This is a genomic window from Pseudomonas sp. LBUM1671 (assembly GCF_059695685.1).
Genome location: NZ_CP166782.1, coordinates 2,096,755 through 2,116,608, shown reverse-complemented (window position 1 = coordinate 2,116,608; position 19,854 = coordinate 2,096,755). Strand labels below are relative to the sequence as shown.

14 protein-coding genes are annotated in these 19,854 nt (G+C 59.5%); 5 read left to right on the top strand and 9 right to left on the bottom strand.

Translation table 11 applies throughout. The annotated features are described in order from the left end of the window. The first annotated feature begins 344 nt into the window (after positions 1-344). Genes mfd through ACA060_RS09615 form a run of 3 tightly spaced genes read left to right on the top strand, consistent with a single transcriptional unit; the run spans position 345 to position 7,075 of the window. Positions 345-3,794: a transcription-repair coupling factor gene (gene mfd / locus ACA060_RS09625; RefSeq protein WP_497316842.1), complete on the top strand. Its 3,450-nt coding sequence runs from the start codon at positions 345-347 to the stop codon at positions 3,792-3,794. Positions 3,795-3,804: 10 nt separating this feature from the next. Beyond that, on the top strand, positions 3,805-4,371 hold the full coding sequence (locus tag ACA060_RS09620; protein WP_109628990.1) for a CsiV family protein: 567 nt from the start codon (positions 3,805-3,807) through the stop codon (positions 4,369-4,371). Between the two features lie 10 nt (positions 4,372-4,381). Next, a complete protein-coding gene (locus ACA060_RS09615) occupies positions 4,382-7,075 on the top strand; it encodes an SNF2-related protein (protein WP_497316840.1) in 2,694 nt (897 codons plus the stop codon). Between the two features lie 122 nt (positions 7,076-7,197). On the opposite strand, the gene ACA060_RS09610 is transcribed toward ACA060_RS09615, so the two are convergent. The 4 genes from ACA060_RS09610 to ACA060_RS09595 form a co-directional block, all read right to left on the bottom strand. Further along, complete coding sequence (locus ACA060_RS09610) at positions 7,198-10,494, bottom strand: DEAD/DEAH box helicase (protein WP_497316838.1); 3,297 nt, start codon at positions 10,492-10,494, stop codon at positions 7,198-7,200. Between the two features lie 45 nt (positions 10,495-10,539). Further along, the gene (locus ACA060_RS09605) at positions 10,540-11,277 is read right to left on the bottom strand and encodes an S-methyl-5'-thioinosine phosphorylase (RefSeq protein ID WP_497316836.1); all 738 of its coding nucleotides are present in this window, start codon (positions 11,275-11,277) and stop codon (positions 10,540-10,542) included. A 12-nt stretch (positions 11,278-11,289) separates the two neighbouring features. Further along, positions 11,290-12,288 (bottom strand): beta-N-acetylhexosaminidase, encoded by a 999-nt coding sequence (gene nagZ, locus ACA060_RS09600; protein WP_178082344.1) that lies wholly within the window; start codon positions 12,286-12,288, stop codon positions 11,290-11,292. 170 nt (positions 12,289-12,458) lie between these two features. Then, the gene (locus ACA060_RS09595) at positions 12,459-13,166 is read right to left on the bottom strand and encodes a TetR/AcrR family transcriptional regulator (protein ID WP_109628982.1); all 708 of its coding nucleotides are present in this window, start codon (positions 13,164-13,166) and stop codon (positions 12,459-12,461) included. Positions 13,167-13,395: 229 nt separating this feature from the next. Here ACA060_RS09595 and lexA point away from each other — a divergent pair, with 229 nt between their 5' ends. Both lexA and sulA read left to right on the top strand, forming a co-directional pair. Then, positions 13,396-14,004 carry a transcriptional repressor LexA gene (gene lexA, locus ACA060_RS09590; RefSeq protein ID WP_046026989.1) on the top strand — a complete coding sequence of 203 codons (609 nt, stop codon included), beginning with the start codon at positions 13,396-13,398 and terminating at the stop codon, positions 14,002-14,004. 10 nt (positions 14,005-14,014) lie between these two features. Next, positions 14,015-14,488 (top strand): SOS-induced cell division inhibitor SulA, encoded by a 474-nt coding sequence (sulA, locus tag ACA060_RS09585; protein WP_109628980.1) that lies wholly within the window; start codon positions 14,015-14,017, stop codon positions 14,486-14,488. Positions 14,489-14,582: 94 nt separating this feature from the next. On the opposite strand, the gene ACA060_RS09580 is transcribed toward sulA, so the two are convergent. The 5 genes from ACA060_RS09580 to fadA all read right to left on the bottom strand — a co-directional run bounded on the left by ACA060_RS09580 (position 14,583) and on the right by fadA (position 19,844). Continuing rightward, positions 14,583-14,816, bottom strand: coding sequence for a hypothetical protein (locus ACA060_RS09580; RefSeq protein WP_010456352.1), 234 nt, complete (start codon positions 14,814-14,816; stop codon positions 14,583-14,585). A gap of 106 nt (positions 14,817-14,922) precedes the next feature. Continuing rightward, positions 14,923-15,447 (bottom strand): DUF6586 family protein, encoded by a 525-nt coding sequence (locus ACA060_RS09575; RefSeq protein ID WP_109628978.1) that lies wholly within the window; start codon positions 15,445-15,447, stop codon positions 14,923-14,925. Positions 15,448-15,589: 142 nt separating this feature from the next. Continuing rightward, positions 15,590-18,217, bottom strand: a complete 2,628-nt coding sequence (topA, locus tag ACA060_RS09570) for a type I DNA topoisomerase (protein ID WP_497316833.1) — start codon at positions 18,215-18,217, stop codon at positions 15,590-15,592. A 114-nt stretch (positions 18,218-18,331) separates the two neighbouring features. Continuing rightward, the gene (locus ACA060_RS09565; RefSeq protein WP_285435762.1) at positions 18,332-18,568 is read right to left on the bottom strand and encodes a DUF1653 domain-containing protein; all 237 of its coding nucleotides are present in this window, start codon (positions 18,566-18,568) and stop codon (positions 18,332-18,334) included. Positions 18,569-18,668: 100 nt separating this feature from the next. Then, a complete protein-coding gene (gene fadA, locus ACA060_RS09560; protein WP_010456360.1) occupies positions 18,669-19,844 on the bottom strand; it encodes an acetyl-CoA C-acyltransferase FadA in 1,176 nt (391 codons plus the stop codon). Between the last annotated feature and the right edge of the window lie 10 nt (positions 19,845-19,854).

Genomic DNA, 19,854 nt, shown 5'->3' with positions numbered 1-19,854 from the left:
GGCTACATTATGCCGCCGAGTGCCTCTCGTAGCAATGCGCGCCTGTCGCGCGATCCGTAACAAATTCCTGTTCAAAAAAATTACGCACCGCTAAAGCCCAGTAAAACCGTGGCTTTCAGCGCAGTCAATTTTTTGGAGACACCGCTGTCTTATCCGTAACCCTCCGTAACACTCGGTCGTTTTGCCACTACATAATCATCAATTTTCAGCAAAAAACCGGCGGATTTTGTCTTTACCACTACATTTCGCCAAACCGGCGTAATAGACACATCTGCAACTGACAGGCGGCACCCGGGGCCGCTACAATTACCGACTTTGTCGCAACGCTTGGAGCTCAACCTTCCGTGCCCGTTCTGCGTCTACCGCTTCTCCCTGCCGCGGCAGGTAAACAGCACTGGGGCAACCTGCCCGGTGCCGCCCTGAGCCTGGCCATTGCCGAGGCTGCCAGCGCTGCCAAGCGCTTTACCCTGCTGCTGACCGCCGACAGCCAAAGTGCCGAACGGCTGGAACAGGAGCTGAGTTTCTTCGCCCCGGATTTGCCCGTATTGCATTTCCCGGACTGGGAGACCCTGCCCTACGATCTGTTTTCGCCACACCAGGACATCATTTCCCAGCGCATCGCAGCCTTGTACAGGTTGCCGGAGCTGAGTCATGGCGTATTGGTCGTGCCGATCACCACCGCGCTGCACCGCCTGGCGCCGACCAAGTTCCTGCTCGGCAGCAGCCTGGTGCTGGACGTTGGCCAGAAGCTCGACGTCGAGCAGATGCGCACCCGACTTGAAGCCAGCGGCTATCGCTACGTCGACACGGTGTACGAACACGGCGAATTCACCGTCCGCGGCTCGCTGATCGACCTGTTCCCGATGGGCAGCAAACTGCCCTTCCGTATCGACCTGTTCGACGACGAAATTGAGACGCTGCGTACCTTCGATCCGGAAAACCAGCGCTCCATCGATAAAGTCGACACCGTTCGCCTGTTGCCCGCGCGGGAATTCCCACTGCAGAAAGACGCGGTCACCCGTTTCAAGGCGCGCTTCCGTGAGCGTTTCGATGTCGACTTCCGTCGCTGCCCGATCTTCCAGGATTTGAGCAGCGGGATCACGCCGGCCGGTATCGAGTACTACCTGCCGCTGTTCTTCGACGAAACCTCGACGCTGTTCGATTACCTGCCCCAGGACACCCAAGTGTTTTCCCTGCCGGGCATCGAGCAAGCGGCGGAAAACTTCTGGAACGATGTGCGCAACCGCTATGAAGAGCGCCGCGTCGATCCTTCCCGTCCTTTATTGCCACCGGCCGAGCTGTTCCTGCCGGTGGAAGACTGCTTTGCCCGCTTGAAGAACTGGCCGCGTGTGGTGGCCAGTCAACAGGACGTGGAAACCGGCGTCGGCCGCGAGCGCTTCCCGGCGCGCGAACTGCCGAACCTGGCCATCGAAGCCAAGGCTACCCAGCCATTGGCGGCGCTGGCCGGCTTCCTCGACGAGTTCCCCGGCCGCGTATTGTTCACCGCCGAGTCTGCGGGCCGCCGTGAAGTGCTGCTGGAATTGCTCGAACGCCTGAAGCTGCGGCCGAAAACCGTCGACAGCTGGCCGGACTTTGTCGCGAGCAAGGAGCGCCTGGCGATCACCATCGCACCGCTCGACGAGGGCTTGGTGCTCGACAATCCGGCCCTGGCGCTGGTGGCCGAAAGCCCGTTGTTCGGTCAGCGCGTGATGCAGCGTCGTCGCCGCGAAAAACGCGCCGACGCCAACAATGACGCAGTGATCAAAAACCTTACCGAGCTGCGCGAAGGCGCGCCGGTCGTGCATATCGATCACGGCGTCGGTCGCTACCTCGGGCTTGCGACCCTGGAAATCGACGATCAAGCCGCCGAGTTCCTCACGCTGCAATATGCCGAAGGCGCCAAGCTTTACGTGCCGGTGGCTAACCTGCACCTGATTGCGCGTTACACCGGTAGCGATGACGCCTTGGCCCCGCTGCACCGCCTCGGCTCGGAAACCTGGCAGAAAGCCAAACGCAAAGCCGCCGAACAGGTGCGCGACGTCGCCGCCGAATTGCTCGACATCTATGCCCGTCGCGCCGCTCGCGAAGGTTATGCCTTCGAAGACCCGAAAGCCGATTACGCGACGTTCAGCGCCGGCTTCCCGTTCGAAGAAACCCCGGACCAGCAGACCACCATCGATGCGGTCCGTGCCGACATGCTCGCCCCGAAGCCGATGGATCGCCTGGTCTGCGGCGATGTCGGATTCGGCAAGACCGAAGTGGCGATGCGCGCGGCGTTCATCGCGGTGCACGGTGGTCGTCAGGTGGCGATTCTGGTGCCGACCACCCTGCTCGCCCAACAGCATTACAACAGCTTCCGCGACCGCTTCGCCGACTGGCCGGTGAGCGTGGAAGTGATGAGCCGCTTCAAGTCGACCAAGGAAGTGAACGCCGCGGTTGCGGATCTGGCCGAAGGCAAGATCGACATCGTCATCGGCACACACAAGCTGCTGCAAGATGATGTGAAGATCAAAAACCTCGGGCTGGTGATCATCGACGAAGAGCACCGTTTTGGTGTTCGTCAGAAGGAACAACTCAAGGCCCTGCGCAGTGAAGTCGACATCCTCACGCTCACCGCCACGCCGATTCCGCGCACGCTGAACATGGCGGTGTCGGGCATGCGCGACCTGTCGATCATCGCCACGCCGCCGGCCCGTCGCCTGTCGGTGCGGACCTTCGTCATGGAGCAGAACAAAAGCACGGTCAAAGAGGCCCTGCTTCGTGAGTTGCTGCGTGGCGGTCAGGTCTACTACCTGCACAACGACGTGAAGACCATCGAGAAATGCGCCGCCGACCTCGCCGAACTGGTGCCGGAAGCGCGGATCGGCATCGGCCACGGGCAGATGCGCGAACGCGAACTCGAACAGGTGATGAGCGACTTCTACCACAAGCGTTTCAACGTGCTGATCGCCTCGACCATCATCGAAACCGGCATCGACGTGCCGAGCGCCAACACCATCATCATCGAGCGTGCCGACAAATTCGGCCTGGCGCAGTTGCACCAATTGCGCGGCCGCGTCGGTCGCAGTCACCACCAGGCTTATGCTTATTTGCTGACGCCGCCGCGTCAGCAGATCACCCCGGACGCGGAAAAGCGTCTGGAAGCGATCGCGAACACCCAGGACCTCGGCGCGGGCTTCGTGCTCGCCACCAACGACCTGGAAATCCGTGGCGCCGGCGAATTGCTGGGCGACGGTCAGAGCGGGCAGATCCAGGCCGTCGGCTTCACCCTGTATATGGAAATGCTCGAGCGCGCGGTGAAGTCGATCCGCAAGGGCGAACAACCGAACCTCGATCAGCCGCTGGGCGGTGGTCCGGAAGTCAATTTGCGCGTCCCGGCGCTGATTCCGGAAGACTACTTGCCGGACGTGCACGCCCGTCTGATTCTCTACAAACGCATTGCCTCGGCCACCGATGAGGAAGGCCTCAAGGACCTGCAAGTGGAGATGATCGACCGTTTCGGCCTGCTGCCGGAGCCGACCAAGAACCTGATGCGCATCACGGCGTTGAAGTTGCAAGCCGAACTGCTGGGCATCAAGAAAGTCGACGGTGGCCCGCAAGGCGGCCGGATCGAGTTCGCGGCGCAGACGCCTGTCGACCCGCTGACCCTGATCAAACTGATCCAGGGCCAGCCCAAACGCTACAAATTCGAAGGTGCCACGATGTTTAAATTCATGGTCCCGATGGAAAGCCCGCAAGAGCGCTTTAATACTGTAGAGGCGCTGCTTGAGTGCCTCATTCCGAAAACTGCTTGAAGGACGCCGCATGCGCCTGTTTCGTTTACTGACTTTGCTGACCACCCTGGTCGCCCCAATGGCATTTGCCGATGACCTGTACCAGGTTGAAATGATCCTGGTTCGGCAAAACGCCGTGCCTGCCATTGTCAGCAAAGCCGCCCCGGAAGACTGGGCGGCCGGCGCCCAGCGCATCAGCCCCGACAGCTTTCGCACACCGAGCCTGAATCCCGAAGTGGAAAAGCTCACCGCCAGCAATGAGTACTCGGTGTTGCTGCACAAGGCGTGGCAGCAACCGCTCGGTGAAGAAGCCACTAAAGTCGCGATCAGCGAAGGCACCGAACAATTTGGCCAATTCCCGATCGAGGGCACGTTGAGCTTGAAACTGGGGCGGTTCACCGACGTCGACGCCGACTTCTGGGTCAACCAGATCGACGCCAACGGCATGGTCACCGCCAGCGAACGCCTGAAGCAGGAAAGCCACACCAAGAACGGCCAGCTGAATTTCCTCGACAACGGCCACCTTGGCCTGCTGATCAAGATCACTTCGCTGACCGCCCCGGCACCTCGGCCAGTCCCCGATGAAATTCCGGACTGATTGAGTCCTTATGTCAGCGACCCTGAGCAAACCCCTGGCACCTTCCTGGGTCAGCCGATTCAAGGAACAGAGCCTGGAGCGTGGCCGTCGCTACGCACTGGAAAACCGCGTCAGGATCGTCGAGGCCGGCGACGCCACGATCATCGCCGCTTGCGAGGGCTCTGGCGGTAACGTTTACCGTCAGACCATCCGCCTGCGCGAGTCAGCCAAAGCGACCTTGCTGATGGTCGACGCCACGTGCACGTGCCCGGTTCACGCCAACTGCAAACATTGCGCGGCCGTGCTGCTGAAGGTGCAAGAAACCCTGGCCTACCCCGCCGCCGCACAAGACGCCGAACTGCTGGAAAAACTTCAGGCCGTGCTGGAAAACCGCAGTCCGAAGGCGCCGCCCCAAGTGCTTGTGGATAACGTGCAACCGGTGCCGCGCCTGTGGCTGGCGAGCATCGAATTCAGCGCCTTCGAACCGCGCAACGGCAAGATGCAGCGCTACATCCAGCACCGTGCGGCGCTGTCTTTCAGTTATCTCGATGAATACGTTTCCGGGCAGAAGAACGCCGACGTCCTGATTCGTCAGGAAACCCAGACGCTGCGGATAAAACGCCACCCGGAAGTCGAACAGACCTACAGGGAACAGCTGCGAATCCTCGGTTTCAAAGTCGCTACCCGCCAAAGCAAAGCCTTGCCGGAAAGTGCCGGCGAACTCTATGAGATGGTCAACGACAGCGCCTGGCTGACCTTCACCCTCAACGAACTGCCAAAGCTGCGCACTCAAGGCTGGGAGCTGCAGATCGACGAAGATTTCGGCTTCGACCTGACCGCGGTGGACGACTGGTATGCCACCGTCGAACAGGCGCCGGAGCGCGACTGGTTTGATCTGGAGCTGGGGATCATCGTCAACGGCGAGCGCCTGAGCTTGCTGCCGATCCTGCTGAACCTGATGCGCTCCCACACCGAAATCCTCAATCCGGAACGCCTCGCCCGGCGGCGTGACGACGAACTGATTCTGGTGAACATCCCCAACCGCCCGAATTCCGAGTACGGCCCCTTGCAGGTCGCCCTGCCCTTCGGCCGGTTGAAACCGGTGCTGGCGACCCTTGGCGAGTTCTACCTGCAAGAGCCCGGCGAAACCACGCTGCGCCTGAGCAAGGCCGACGCGACACGCCTGAACCCGTTGGAAGGCATGCCGCTGCTTTGGGAAGGTGGCGAGCAGATCCGCACGTTTGCCCAGCGCCTGCGGGACATCAAGGATTACACCGCGACGGCCCCCGAAGGTTTGAACGCAATCTTGCGCCCGTATCAGCTGGAAGGCCTGAGCTGGATGCAATCGTTGCGGCAACTGGAAGTCGGCGGCATTCTCGCGGACGACATGGGTCTGGGTAAAACCCTACAGACCCTGGCGCATATTCTCAGCGAGAAAATCGCCGGGCGCCTCGACCGGCCGTGCATGGTGGTGATGCCCACCAGCCTGATCCCGAACTGGCTCGACGAAGCGGCGCACTTTACGCCGCAACTCAACGTGCTGGCGCTGTACGGCGCCAGTCGCAAAAAGCATTTCGACCATCTGGCCGATTACGACCTGATCCTCACCACCTATGCGCTGCTGCCCAAGGACGTCGAACGTCTGGCCGCTCAGCCTCTGCACGTGCTGGTGCTGGATGAAGCGCAATACATCAAGAACCCCAACAGCAAGGCTGCCCAGGCGGCCCGCGAGTTGAATGCGCGTCAGCGTCTGTGCCTGAGTGGTACGCCGCTGGAAAACCACTTGGGCGAACTGTGGTCGCTGTTTCACTTCCTGTTGCCCGGCTGGCTCGGCGACGTCAAAAGCTTCAACCGCGATTACCGCGTGCCGATTGAAAAGCGCGCCAGTGAAGTCAGACTTCAGCACCTCAATGGTCGGATCAAACCGTTCCTGTTGCGCAGAACCAAGGAACAGGTCGCGACGGAGTTGCCACCCAAGACCGAAATCATCCATTGGGTCGAACTCAACGAAGCCCAACGCGATGTGTATGAAACCATGCGCCTGGCGATGGACAAGAAAGTCCGCGACGAGATCACCCGCAAAGGCGTGGCGCGCAGCCAGATCATCATTCTTGAAGCGCTGCTGAAGCTGCGCCAGGTGTGCTGCGATTTACGCTTGGTCAACGATGCCGCACTGCCGACGCGCGGCAGCACCTCGGGCAAGCTCGATAGCCTGATGGAAATGCTGGATGAGTTGTTTGAGGAAGGTCGGCGGATTTTGCTGTTTTCACAGTTCACCTCGATGCTGGCGCTGATCGAAGTTGAACTGAAGAAGCGCGGTGTTGAATACGCGTTGCTCACGGGTCAGACCCGGGACCGACGGGCGCCGGTGAAGGACTTCCAGAGCGGCAAGCGTCAGATCTTCCTCATCAGCTTGAAGGCAGGCGGTGTCGGTTTGAACCTGACGGAGGCGGATACGGTGATCCACTACGATCCGTGGTGGAACCCGGCGACGGAAAATCAGGCGACCGACCGGGCGTATCGCATCGGCCAGGAGAAGCCGGTGTTCGTCTACAAGATGATTGCTCGCGGCACGGTGGAAGAGAAGATTCAGCACCTGCAAAAGGAAAAATCCGACCTGGCGGCGGGTGTGCTGGATGGGCGCAAGACCGGGGACTGGAAGTTGCAGAGCGATGATATTGAAGCGTTGTTTGCGCCGTTACCGGATAAGCTGGAGAAGCGCTGAAATCTGCGGCGCCTGGTAGATCGCCTTCGCGGGCAAGCCCGCTCCCACAGGTTCAGCGATCATTCTGTGGGAGCGTGGCTTGCCCGCGATAGCGTCAACTCGGTTTCATTTAAGATCGGAAATCAGGACTTGAGATTTGGCAGCGGTGCAAACAGCGCCTCGATATCACTCTGCTCAAGCTTCCACCCGCCAGTCGTCCCGCCTTCAAGCACCGCCCCAGCCAATGCCGCCTTCTCCAGCTGCAGTGCCTGTATTTTTTCTTCTACGGTGCCACGAGCTATCAGCTTGTAGACGAACACCGGTTTGTTTTGCCCAATCCTGTAGGCCCGGTCAGTCGCCTGGTTTTCCACCGCCGGATTCCACCAGGGATCGAAATGGATGACCGTATCCGCAGCAGTCAGGTTCAGACCTGTGCCGCCGGCCTTCAAACTGATCAGAAACAGCGGCACTTTACCGCTCTGAAAATCCTTGACCGGTGTGCGCCGATCCGTTGTCTCACCCGTCAACAACGAGTAGCCCAGACCACGTTGCTGCAACTCCTCCTCAATCAAGGCGAGCATCGAAGTGAACTGTGAAAACAGCAAAACCTTTCGGCCTTCGCTGAGCAACTCTTCCAGCATCTCCATCAAGCTGACCAGTTTCCCACTACCAGACCGAAGGGCCTTGGCGGTGAGCGGCGTTTTGATCAACCGCAGATCGCAGCACACCTGACGCAGCTTGAGCAATGCATCGAGGATGATGATTTGGCTGCGCCCGACACCACTGCGGGCAATTTCGTCACGCACCTTCTTGTCCATCGCCACGCGCACGGTTTCGTACACGTCCCGCTGTCCATCGCTGAGATCAACCCAATGCACAATCTCGGTTTTCGGCGGTAATTCTGTCGCCACCTGATCTTTCTTGCGACGCAGCAGAAAGGGCTTTATCCGGGCGGTCAGGTGTTGCATCCGTTCGCTATTACCGTGCTTCTCGATCGGCGTGCGGTAGTCGCGGTTGAAGGTTTTGCTGTCGCCAAGCCAGCCGGGCAGCAAAAAGTGAAATTGCGACCACAACTCGCCGAGGTGGTTTTCCAGCGGCGTGCCGGACAGACACAAACGCTGGCGGGCCTGCAAGGCTCGGGCGGCCTGAGCCGCTTTGCTGACCGGGTTCTTGATGTTCTGTGCCTCATCGAGAATCAGCACACTCCATAACTGAGGCTGCAAAATCTGCAGATCCCGCGGCAGCAGCGCGTAGGTGGTCAACACCAAGTCGTATTCGGCAAGGCCGGCAAAGTCTTTTTGCCGTGCGGGGCCATGTAACGCCAGTACCTTCAGCTGCGGCGTAAAGCGCAGTGACTCGTCGAGCCAGTTGGGGATCAGGCTGGTGGGCATCACGGCAAGTGCCGGACGATCAAGCCGCCCGGCCTGCTTCTCCGTCAGCAGATGAGCCAGGGTTTGCAGGGTTTTCCCCAAGCCCATGTCGTCACCGAGGATGCCGCCAACTTCCAGTTCGCGAAGGGTTTGCATCCAGTTCAGCCCTTCCAGCTGATACGGTCGCAATGTTGCCTTCAACCCCTCGGGCGCCGAGACGTGAGCATGGGTCGACTCACGCAATCGTTTTGCAAAACTGCGCAGCCGCTCGCCGCCCTGCCAAATCAGCGGAATGCCTTCCAGTGCGTTGAGGCGCGCGGCATCCGGCAAACTCAAACGCAATGAATCACCTTGATGCGCCCCCAGGTACAACTCGCCCAAGGTGGCCATCAGCGGTTTGACCCGACCATAGGGCAGTGCGACTTTGCCATGGGGTTTGGCATCGAAACGCCCATCACCCAGTCCAATCAGCAACAGTTCGTCATCGTTACGTTGCGCCAGGATTGCGGGATCCAGCAGTTGCGGCTGGCTGCGCAGCAAATGCAGCAAGATTGGTAACAGGCTGTGGCGTTCGCCGTTGACCACGATACCCAGTTGCAAATCGAACCACTGGTGCCCCGATTCTTCCTCGACTTGCGCATACCACTCTTCCACAGGCTGCAAGTTGAAGTGGAAGTTATCGCTGATATCGATCAGCCAGTTTTTCTCCCTCAGCGCCGGGACCCCGTCCTGCGCAAAAGTAACCCAGGCTGCGTCATCCGCCAAGGTGAACATTTCGCCGGGACGATCCAGGCTACTTTTGCGCGTGGCCTTCTTAAAACCGTGTTTTTGCAGGGCCTGACGCAGGGCTTTCTCGGCGGAGGGATTGCGCTGTATACGCTGGGTTTCAGTCCCGGAAAGGATCAATACTTCCGGGTTTCTGTCCGACGTCGGATGGCCGTTGTAGGTGAACGCCAATGCAGCGCGATGCTCTGGTTCATGCTGCCAGCGGACATAACGCTTGCCGCTGGCGAGTGTCAGGTGAGCCTGAGGAAAAACGCCGTCAATGACCCGCTCCGTCAGGGCATGCGGCGGCGGTGCAACTTGCGTCGCTGCCCTCATCCGATGACTGAACTGCATTGCCTGACGCGCCGGAATATCCGGGACCAACGACAGGTGACAAGCCAGTTTTTCATCCATCTCGCTGAACAGCGGCCCTACTTGTAGCCGCTCGCGATCCAGATAGTACAAGGGCTCCAGGGCCAGGATCGTTTCCACTGGGGCTGCGTCACTGCCCCATTGCGGGCGAAAACTGCCATTGACTTGTTCAGCCCAGGCAAACTGACCCGTTCTTCTCATCCCGGGCGTCAGGGGTTGTGGCTGTTCGAGATCAAGGAAAAGGCGCGAGGTTCGCAACAGCATTTCGATGAGCTCGGCGCCGCTACTGCCTTCCAAGGGGTAGCCAGAGTAATAGGCGTGGTGGGAGTGAATGGCGACTAACAACCTGGCGATTCGCAGGTCGAGCCCGGTCAGGTAACCGGGTTGGCGTATCAGCGTGTCCGACATCGAGTACATCGACTTGATGTCTTGCAAACGGCCGTCCTTGAGCTGACGCGCCTTGAAAATCTCCAGTGTCCATTTTCCGGCGGTAGGCGTTGCCCTGAGTTTGTAAAACAGGCGCGTACTTGTTACCTGCGACGGTTCATCGAGGGAGTTGCTTGCAGATGGAATACCATCAAGCCAGCGCTCCAGCTCACGATTCAGGTGAGCGGAAGCCGCACTGTCAGCCACCGCGACAGGAAGCTCTTGCAGGTGATAGATAACGGTTGCGCAATGTTTGCAATCATTCACTACGGGGCATGAACAGGTGCAGTCCAGCTCAAAATCACCATTGGCATCTTCGACCAGTTCGATGTGCTGTTCGTAGACGTTACCTTGAGAGCCCCTGCAGGTCGCCCGAACCAACACATCATCAAGTTCAAGGATTTCTACCCGATGCTCAGGGGCGTATCTGCGCGCCTTATCCAGAGCGCGATGACTGAATGCCTCCGCCCACGGCAGCTGTTGAAGTTGCTCGATGATTGTCGACATACACTCAATGCTTTTGGTAATGAATTAATGATGGTGGCGTACAACCTAGCCTTTTAACACCCGCGCCAACGTCGACTTAACCTTGCCCATCCCGTCATGCAACGCCTGCTCGATCTCGGCCATGGTGATCACCGCCGCGGACTTGCCCGCCGCCGGATTCACCACCAGTGCCAGACACGCATACTCCAGTTCCAGCTCACGGGCCAACGCCGCTTCCGGCATGCCTGTCATGCCGACGATGTCGCAACCGTCACGCTCCAGCTTCGCGATTTCAGCGACGGTTTCCAGACGTGGGCCCTGGGTGCAGGCGTAGACGCCTTGGCTGCTGTAATCGACGCCTTCAGCCGCCAGCGCCGCAATCAATTGCTGACGCAACGTCTCGCTGTAGGGATAGCTGAAGTCAATGTGGGTGACGTGTTCCAGGTTATCGGCGAAATAGGTGTGTTCGCGACCGCTGGTGTAGTCGATCAGTTGATGCGGCACGCAGAAATGCCCGGTACCCATGGAGGCATGAATCCCGCCCACGGCGTTGACCGCGAGTATCGCTTCGGCGCCGGCCTGTTTCAGCGCCCAGAGGTTGGCGCGGTAGTTCACTTGATGCGGCGGAAAACGGTGCGGGTGACCGTGACGCGCGAGGAACAACACTTCCTTGCCGGCGTATTCACCGATCTGCACGTCGGCCGAAGGCGCGCCATAGGGCGTATCCACCGCCAGTGACTGACGAATGTTCAGGCCTTCGAGTTGAGTCAGGCCGGTGCCACCGATAATCGCGTAAACCGTCATAACGAAAAGTCCTTATTCAATAAGTTGAGCTTCTTTGAGCGCGCCGATGGCAGTCAGCCAGCGCGGGTTCTGACGGTATTCAGTGTTGGCGTACGACTGGCCACGCATCCGCGCGATGCGCTCGGACGGCGTGACTTTCAAGCGCTGGGCGGCACTCAACGCCAGCTCCGCCGCAGCGCGGTCATTGCACACCAGGCCCATGTCGCAACCGGCAGTCAGCGCGGCTTCGATACGGCTGGCGGCATCGCCAACCACGTGGGCACCGGCCATGGACAGGTCGTCGCTGAAGATCACGCCATCGAATTGCAGCTCGCCGCGCAGGATGTCCTGCAACCAGCGGCGTGAGAAGCCTGCGGGCTGGGAATCGACTTGTGGATAAATAACGTGGGCCGGCATGATGGCGGCCAATTGCTTGCTCAACTTGGCGAACGGCACCAGGTCTTTGGCGCGAATTTCGTCGAGGCTGCGCTCGTCGTTCGGGATCGCGACGTGGGAATCCGCCTCGGCCCAGCCGTGACCGGGGAAATGCTTGCCGGTGGCGGCCATGCCGGCACTGTTCATGCCGCGGATGAAGGCACCCGCGAGCAAGGCTGCGCGCTCCGGATCACCCTCGAACGAGCGAGTGCCGACGACGGCGCTGCGCTGGTAATCCAGGTCCAGCACCGGGGCGAAGCTCAGGTCGAGCCCAACGGCCAGCACTTCGGTGGCCATGATCCAGCCGCACTGCTCGGCCAGATACTCGGCGTTCGGGTTGTCGGCAATGGCGCGCATGGCCGGCAGCCGGACGAAGCCTTGGCGCAGACGCTGAACGCGACCACCTTCCTGATCCACCGCCAGCAGCAGGTCGGGACGAATGGCGCGGATTGCAGCGCTGAGCTCGCGCACCTGGCGCGGGCTTTCGATGTTGCGGGCGAAAATGATCAGGCCGCCCACTTCGGGCTGACGCAACAATTGGCGATCTTCGGCCGTCAGCCAGGTACCGGCGACGTCCACCATCAACGAGCCTTGCAGGCCAGCAGTCATAGAGATTCCTTGAGAACGAAAAACCCGGCTCGCACGCGTTCGCCGCCTTGGGCTGTGCCCGGCAGGTCGGCGATATCAATGGGGAGCGGGTTCAGAACGAGAGTCGGCATGGGCGGCTAGCTTAGCGGATGTCAGCCGCCGCGCCCACCCGTGCTCGGTTAAACCTTGGCGGCAGCCGGGGTCGACTTGCTGCGCGGACGCAGTTGCGCAGTGGCCATGGCCGCATCGGTGACGCCGGTTTCGGCGCGCATGCCTGCAGCCAGGAACGGCACCATCAGGCGCATCACTTGCTCAATGGATGTGTTGACGCCGAAATCGGTCTCGGCAATCGCTCGCAACGCCTTGATCCCCGACATGCTGAACGCCGCGGCGCCGAGCATGAAGTGCACGCGCCAGAACAGCTCGATCGGTGGAATGCGCGGCGCAGCTTCGTTTACCAGCATCATGTAGCGGCGGAACACCTTGCCGTACATGTCTTCCAGATAACGACGCAGGTGACCCTGGCTCTGACTGAACGCCAGTCCCAGCAAGCGCATGAAGATAGACAGGTCGTTGCCGCTGCGAGGCTGCACGACGAGGGCTTGCTCAACGAGGATCTCGAGCAACTCTTCGAGTGTCGGCTTGTTGTCAGGCTTGGACTGACGCCGCTCCAGCTCTTTATCAAGACTCAGGCAAAACGGCCCGAGAAAGCGCGAGAAGACCGCCTGGATCAGCGCCTTCTTCGAACCGAAATGATAGTTGACCGCCGCCAGATTGACACCAGCCTTGCTGGTGATCAGACGCAACGAGGTTTCGGCGAAACCTTTTTCCGCGAACAACTGCTCGGCAGCATCGAGAATGCGTTCAACGGTTTCCGACTGGGCCATGGCTACTCCGCCTGACAAACACTTGTTTGAAACATACGTTTCAGCCTGTGCATTGTCAAGCCTGCCGGTTCGTTTTGGGAATGGTCGGTCAGCTATTTAACCATACAACGGCGAGGCTTTAATCAGCAGGCTGATTGACCGTCCAGCGGCCGGCCAAAAAAGGGGCATTGCCAAGACCGTTTCACTGTATATAATCCCAGTCACTGTATAAAAAGACAGAGCGATCAATATGCTAAAGCTGACGCCACGCCAAGCAGAGATTCTGGCCTTCATCAAACGCTGCCTAGAAGACAACGGCTACCCGCCAACCCGTGCGGAAATCGCTCAGGAACTGGGTTTCAAATCGCCCAACGCGGCGGAAGAACACCTCAAGGCGCTTGCCCGCAAAGGTGCGATCGAGATGACCCCGGGCGCTTCCCGAGGCATTCGCATTCCGGGCTTCGAAGCCAAGGCCGATGATTCTACCCTGCCGATCATTGGCCGAGTCGCTGCCGGTGCGCCGATTCTGGCCCAGCAGCACATCGAAGAGTCCTGCAACATCAACCCTGCCTTCTTCCATCCGCGCGCTGATTATCTGCTGCGCGTTCATGGCATGAGCATGAAGGACGTCGGTATTTTTGACGGCGACCTGTTGGCCGTCCACACCACCCGGGAAGCCCGCAATGGCCAGATCGTCGTGGCACGGATCGGTGACGAAGTGACCGTCAAGCGCTTCAAGCGCGACGGCAGCAAGGTCTGGTTGATTGCCGAAAACCCTGAATTTGCCCCAATCGAAGTCAACCTGAAAGATCAGGAACTGGTGATCGAAGGCTTGAGTGTCGGCGTCATTCGCCGCTAAAGGAGGCTTTATGCAGTTCCCACACACATCACAGCAAGCCCAACTGCCGTTGTTCGAGGCATTCATGGTGCAACCGTTGGCGCCAATCCTGAAAGACGTGGTCGAGACGCCCTGGAGCGCCGAACCCGAAGTTTTCAGCGAGCTTTCACTGCGTGGTGCGGCCGGGAACTGCCTGAACCTTTTGGCGCCGATCCTTCGGGAACTGAGCCAGGATCAGGACGCGCGATGGCTGACACTGATCGCCCCGCCCGCCAGCCTGACCCAGGCGTGGCTGCGGGACGCCGGTCTCAACCGCGAACGCATCCTGCTGCTGCAACCTCGCGGCACTCAGAGCGCCCAGCAGCTGACCTGCGAAGCCTTGCGCCTGGGCCGCAGCCACACCGTTGTCAGCTGGCTCAACCCCTTGAGCACAAATTCACGGCAACAGTTGATCAGCGCGGCCCGTACCGGGGATGCGCAGAGCCTGAATATTCGATTGGGTTAACCTGTAAACAAAGCGCGCAATCAATTGCGCGGGGCTTCTCAAAGGATTAGAGAAGCCGGTCCGAAGCCGTATCAGCAGAAAGCGACGAATGGGATCAGTGGAGAACCCGCGAACTCTCATCCGTATTGAATTCGCCTTCAACCAGACGCCCTGCCATCTGAACACCGACGCTCAACATCGCCTTGGCGACTTCGACGTGCTGGCCCTGCAGGAAAGCCTTGGCATCCTCGGAGAAATCCAAAGTGACCAGAGAACCCTCGTCCTCAGCCCTGCGCAGCTCGATTCGGCCGTCTGGTAACTCGACAATTTCTAGAAAGGACGTTGGCATAAAGGTCTGTTCTCCACGAAAGGCGGGGATTATATAGGCATCGGCCAGGCTTCGCTCGGTAACTTGACCAGCAGCGCTTTTAATCGCACCGCCGGCACTCAGTCGATCAGCACTCGTTCAAGCCTTCGCGAAAACGGATCGCCAACCCTTTCAGGTTCTGGCGCCAGCTCTCCAGCTCTTCGCGACTCAACTCCTCTGGCGCCTCTTCTTCATCCAGGTTAACGGCCAGGATGAGCGGCTGAGTGACGTCACCCTTGGGCTTGTGTGGAGCACGAGGCGGCTGGAACATCGCCGCGTGAGCCGCCAGCAGCTTGGCCAGCCAGGTTTCCGGATTCTGGGCCAGCTCGACCATCTCAGCCATCTCGGGAATGGCGATGGCTTCCAGCACTTCCCGAGTCAGCAGCATCTCCACCCGAGGCGCATTGGCCTGCGGCAAGCGATAGAAACCGGCAATTTCATGGCACAGCCCCAGCAACGCGCCGTACAAGTGAAACAACGCCGACTCACGCCCGGCCTGAATCAGCGCCAGGGAATTCATCGTCCGCCCCTCTTCGGCTCTGGCAAGCGCTTCGAGCGACAGGCCGGCGAAATAAATCTTTTGATTAGTACGGGTATAAAGTTCGTGGGCCATGACGGCAGCCTCCACAACGAAAAAATTGCTTCACGCAGATCAGACAGTGTCGTGGATCAGCCGAGCTGACCGCAAGCACAAAACAAAAAGGCCGCATGAAAACCCGTGGGTTGTCATGCGGCCTTTTGTGTACAGCCTGTTTTTACGCTTTGGCTGCCGGACGCTTGTCTTCAACCGTCCATTTGCCGCCGTCGTAGTACGCCTTCCAGCCGGTCGGCTTGCCGTCGACTTCTGTCTGCACGTACTGCTCTTTGGTCTTGCGGCTGTAACGGATCACAGCAGGCAGGCCGTCCGGATCTTTTTTCGGCGCTTCACAGAGGAAGTGGTACTTCGGATCGATCTCATCCTTGTGCGGCACAATTTCCATGACCAGCGGAGCACGCGTCTCGCGGTTTTTCGGAAACTGGCTGGCCGCCAGGAACAGACCGGAAGCACCGTCGCGCAGGATGTAGGTGTCGTTGACCTTTTCGCATTTCAGCTCAGGCATCTTCACCGGGTCCATCTTCGGCGGCGCCGCGTCACCGCTTTTCAGCAGTTTGCGGGTGTTCTTGCACGTCGCGTTGGTGCAACCGAAGAACTTGCCGAAACGGCCGGTCTTGAGCTGCATCTCGCTGCCACACTTGTCGCATTCCAGGCTCGGACCTTCGTAGCCTTTGATGCGATAGGTGCCCTCTTCGATTTCGTAGCCTGAGCAATCCGGGTTGTTACCGCAGATGTGCAGCTTGCGCTTCTCATCCAGCAGGTAAGCGTCCATTGCCGTGCTGCAGATCGGGCAGCGGTGCTTGCCACGCAGCACCAGGGATTCCGATTCACCCTCGTCGTCCGCAGCGATTTCATCGCCCGGCACCAGGTTGACGGTGGCCTTGCAGCGTTCTTTCGGCGGCAGACTGTAACCCGAGCAACCGAGGAACACGCCAGTCGATGCGGTACGAATCTGCATCGGACGGCCGCACAACACGCACGGAATGTCAGTCATGACCGGTTGGTTGGCGCGCATGCCACCTTCGGCACTTTCGGCTACTTCGAGTTTTTTCTTGAAGTCGCCGTAGAACTCGTCGAGCACGTTTTTCCAGTCGCGTTCGCCCTGGGCCACGTCATCGAGGTTCTCTTCCATGCCGGCGGTGAAGCCGTAGTCCATGAGATTGGAGAAGCTCTCGGCCAGACGTTCGGTGACGATGTCGCCCATCTTTTCCGAGTAGAAACGACGGTTGTGCAGCGCGACGTAGCCGCGGTCCTGGATGGTCGAAATGATCGCCGCGTAGGTCGAAGGACGACCGATGCCACGTTTTTCCATTTCTTTTACCAGGCTCGCTTCCGAATAACGCGCCGGTGGCTTGGTGAAGTGCTGGGTCGGATCAAGCTTGATCAGCTTCATCGCGTCGCCCTGGGCCATGTCCGGCAGCACGTCGTCATCACCAGGCTTGGCGATTTGTGGCATGACGCGGGTGTAGCCGTCGAATTTCAGGATGCGGCCCTTGGCGCGCAGCTCGAAATCGCCGGCACCGACGGTGACCGTGGTCGACAGGTATTGGGCCGGCAGCATCTGGCAAGCGAGGAACTGGCGCCAGATCAGCTCGTAGAGCCGCTCTGCATCACGCTCCATGCCCGACAGCTTGCTTGGCTCGGTGTTGGCGTCAGACGGACGAATTGCTTCGTGAGCCTCTTGTGCGCCTTCCTTGCTGCTGTAGACGTTCGGGTTTTCCGGCAGGTACTTCTTGCCGAACTCGCCTTCAATATAAGTGCGCGCCATCGTCACGGCATCGGCCGAGAGGTTGGTGGAGTCGGTACGCATATACGTGATGTAGCCGGCTTCGTACAAACGCTGGGCCATCATCATGGTTTTCTTCACACCGAAGCCCAGGCGGTTACTCGCGGCCTGTTGCAGGGTGGAGGTGATGAACGGTGCCGACGGCTTGCTGCTGGTCGGTTTGTCTTCGCGCTTGACGATGCTGTAGCTGGAAGCCTTGAGCTTCTCCAGCGCGGCCATGGCCTGGGCTTCGTTGAGCGGCTTGAAGGCCTCGCCTTTTTCCCGAGCCACGTCAAAGCGCACGGTTGCGCCCTTGGTGGTACCGAGATCAGCGTGGACTTCCCAGTATTCTTCCGGGTTGAACGCGCGAATTTCACGCTCACGCTCAACGACCAGTTTTACCGCAACCGACTGCACACGACCGGCGGACAGGCCACGGGCGACCTTGGCCCAAAGCAGCGGCGAAACCATGTAACCCACCACGCGGTCGAGGAAACGACGCGCCTGTTGGGCGTTGACACGGTCAATGTCCAGCTCGCCCGGTTTGGAGAAGGCTTCCTGGATCGCTTTCTTGGTGATTTCGTTGAACACCACGCGCTTGTAGCGGCTGTCATCTCCACCGATGGCTTCGCGCAGGTGCCAGGCAATGGCTTCCCCCTCGCGATCCAAGTCGGTTGCGAGATAGATGGTGTCAGCATCTTTGGCGAGCCGGCGCAGCTCTTCGATGACCTTTTCCTTGCCCGGGAGGATCTCGTACTTGGCTTTCCAGCCATGATCGGGATCGACACCCATGCGCGAGACCAGCTGCTTGCGCGCCTTCTCTTTCGGCGTGAGCACCGGACCTTCACCCGCGGCGGCCTTGCCGCGCTTGGCGGCTGGCTCTTTGCTGGCGCTAGCCGAACCGCTGGTGGGCAGGTCTCGGATATGGCCGATACTCGACTTCACCACGTATTGGTTACCCAGATACTTGTTGATGGTCTTGGCCTTAGCCGGGGATTCCACAATGACCAGCGATTTGCCCATGGATCAGAAAATTCCTGAATTCTAGAAGTGAAAGGCGGTTGGCGCCTGACGCGGCACCGCTATATATAGTGGCTACAAGGTGAGGTCAAGCGCAGGGTCCTGCGCGCACTCAGCTTATGGCGTCGAAAAAAGGCTCGGTTCGGCTTGCACCAAAGCAAAGCGTGGCACCTGTTCGCCGTCAACCTCGACCGACTCCAGGAACATGCTCAAGGGACGCACCCAAAAGCCGTAATCGCCATACAGGGCTTGGTAGAAGACCACTTCTTCTTCGGTTTCCGAATGCCGCGCGATGCTGAATACGCGGTACTGCGGACCTTTGTAATGCTGGTAGAGCCCAGGTTGTATCGGCATGGTTTGGCCCTCACTCAAATCTTTTAAAAATAAAAACAAAAAATAAATTCAGAAAAACAAAAACCGGGGCACTTGGCCCCGGCTTCCATCAACGAAACGCTTAAACGCGTTCGAAGACGGTGGAGATGCCTTGGCCGAGACCAATGCACATGGTGGCTACCCCGAAGGTGCCGCCATTCTGCTTCATCACGTTCAGCAGGGTGCCGGAGATACGCGCACCGGAGCAACCGAACGGGTGACCCAGGGCGATCGCGCCGCCGTGCAGGTTAACCTTCTCGTTCATCTTGTCGAGCACTTTCAGATCTTTCAGCACTGGCAGGGCCTGTGCAGCGAAAGCTTCGTTGAGCTCGAAGAAGTCGATATCGTTAATGCCAAGGCCCGCACGCTTCAGTGCTTTTTGAGTGGCCGGTACTGGACCATAGCCCATGATTGCCGGATCCACACCTGCCACTGCCATCGAACGGATAACCGCCAGCGGCTGGATGCCCAGGTCCTGAGCACGCTGTGCCGACATCACGATCATGCACGAAGCACCATCGGTGATCTGCGACGAAGTACCAGCCGTCACGGTGCCGCCCTTCGGGTTAAACGCTGGCTTCAAAGCCGCCAGGCTTTCCAGGGTGGTTTCCGGACGAATGGTTTCGTCGTAGTCGAACAGTTTCAGGAAACCGTTCTCGTCGTAGCCCTGCATCGGGATGATTTCGTCTTTGAACTTGCCTTCCAGGGTCGCCTTGTGGGCGAGCTGGTGGGAGCGCACGCCGAAAGCGTCCTGCTGTTCGCGAGTGATGCCGTGCATTTTGCCCAGCATTTCAGCGGTCAGGCCCATCATGCCCGAGGCTTTTGCCGCGTACAGCGACATGTGCGGGTTCGGATCGACACCGTGCATCATGCTCACGTGGCCCATGTGCTCGACGCCGCCGACGACGAACACGTCACCGTTGCCGGTCATGATCGCTTGTGCGGCAGTGTGCAGAGCGCTCATCGACGAACCACACAGTCGGCTGACGGTCTGGCCGGCGGCAGTGTGCGGGATCTGCGTCATCAGGGACGCCATGCGGGCGATGTTCCAGCCCTGCTCCAGGGTCTGGTTTACGCAGCCCCAGATGACGTCTTCGACTTCATTCGGGTCGACCTTGACGTTGCGCTCCAGCAATTTGCTGATCAGGTGCGCCGACATGTCTTCGGCGCGGGTGTTGCGGTGCATGCCGCCCTTGGAGCGGCCCATCGGAGTACGACCGAAGTCGACAATCACGACGTCTCTTGGATTCAAGCTCATAAAATTTCAC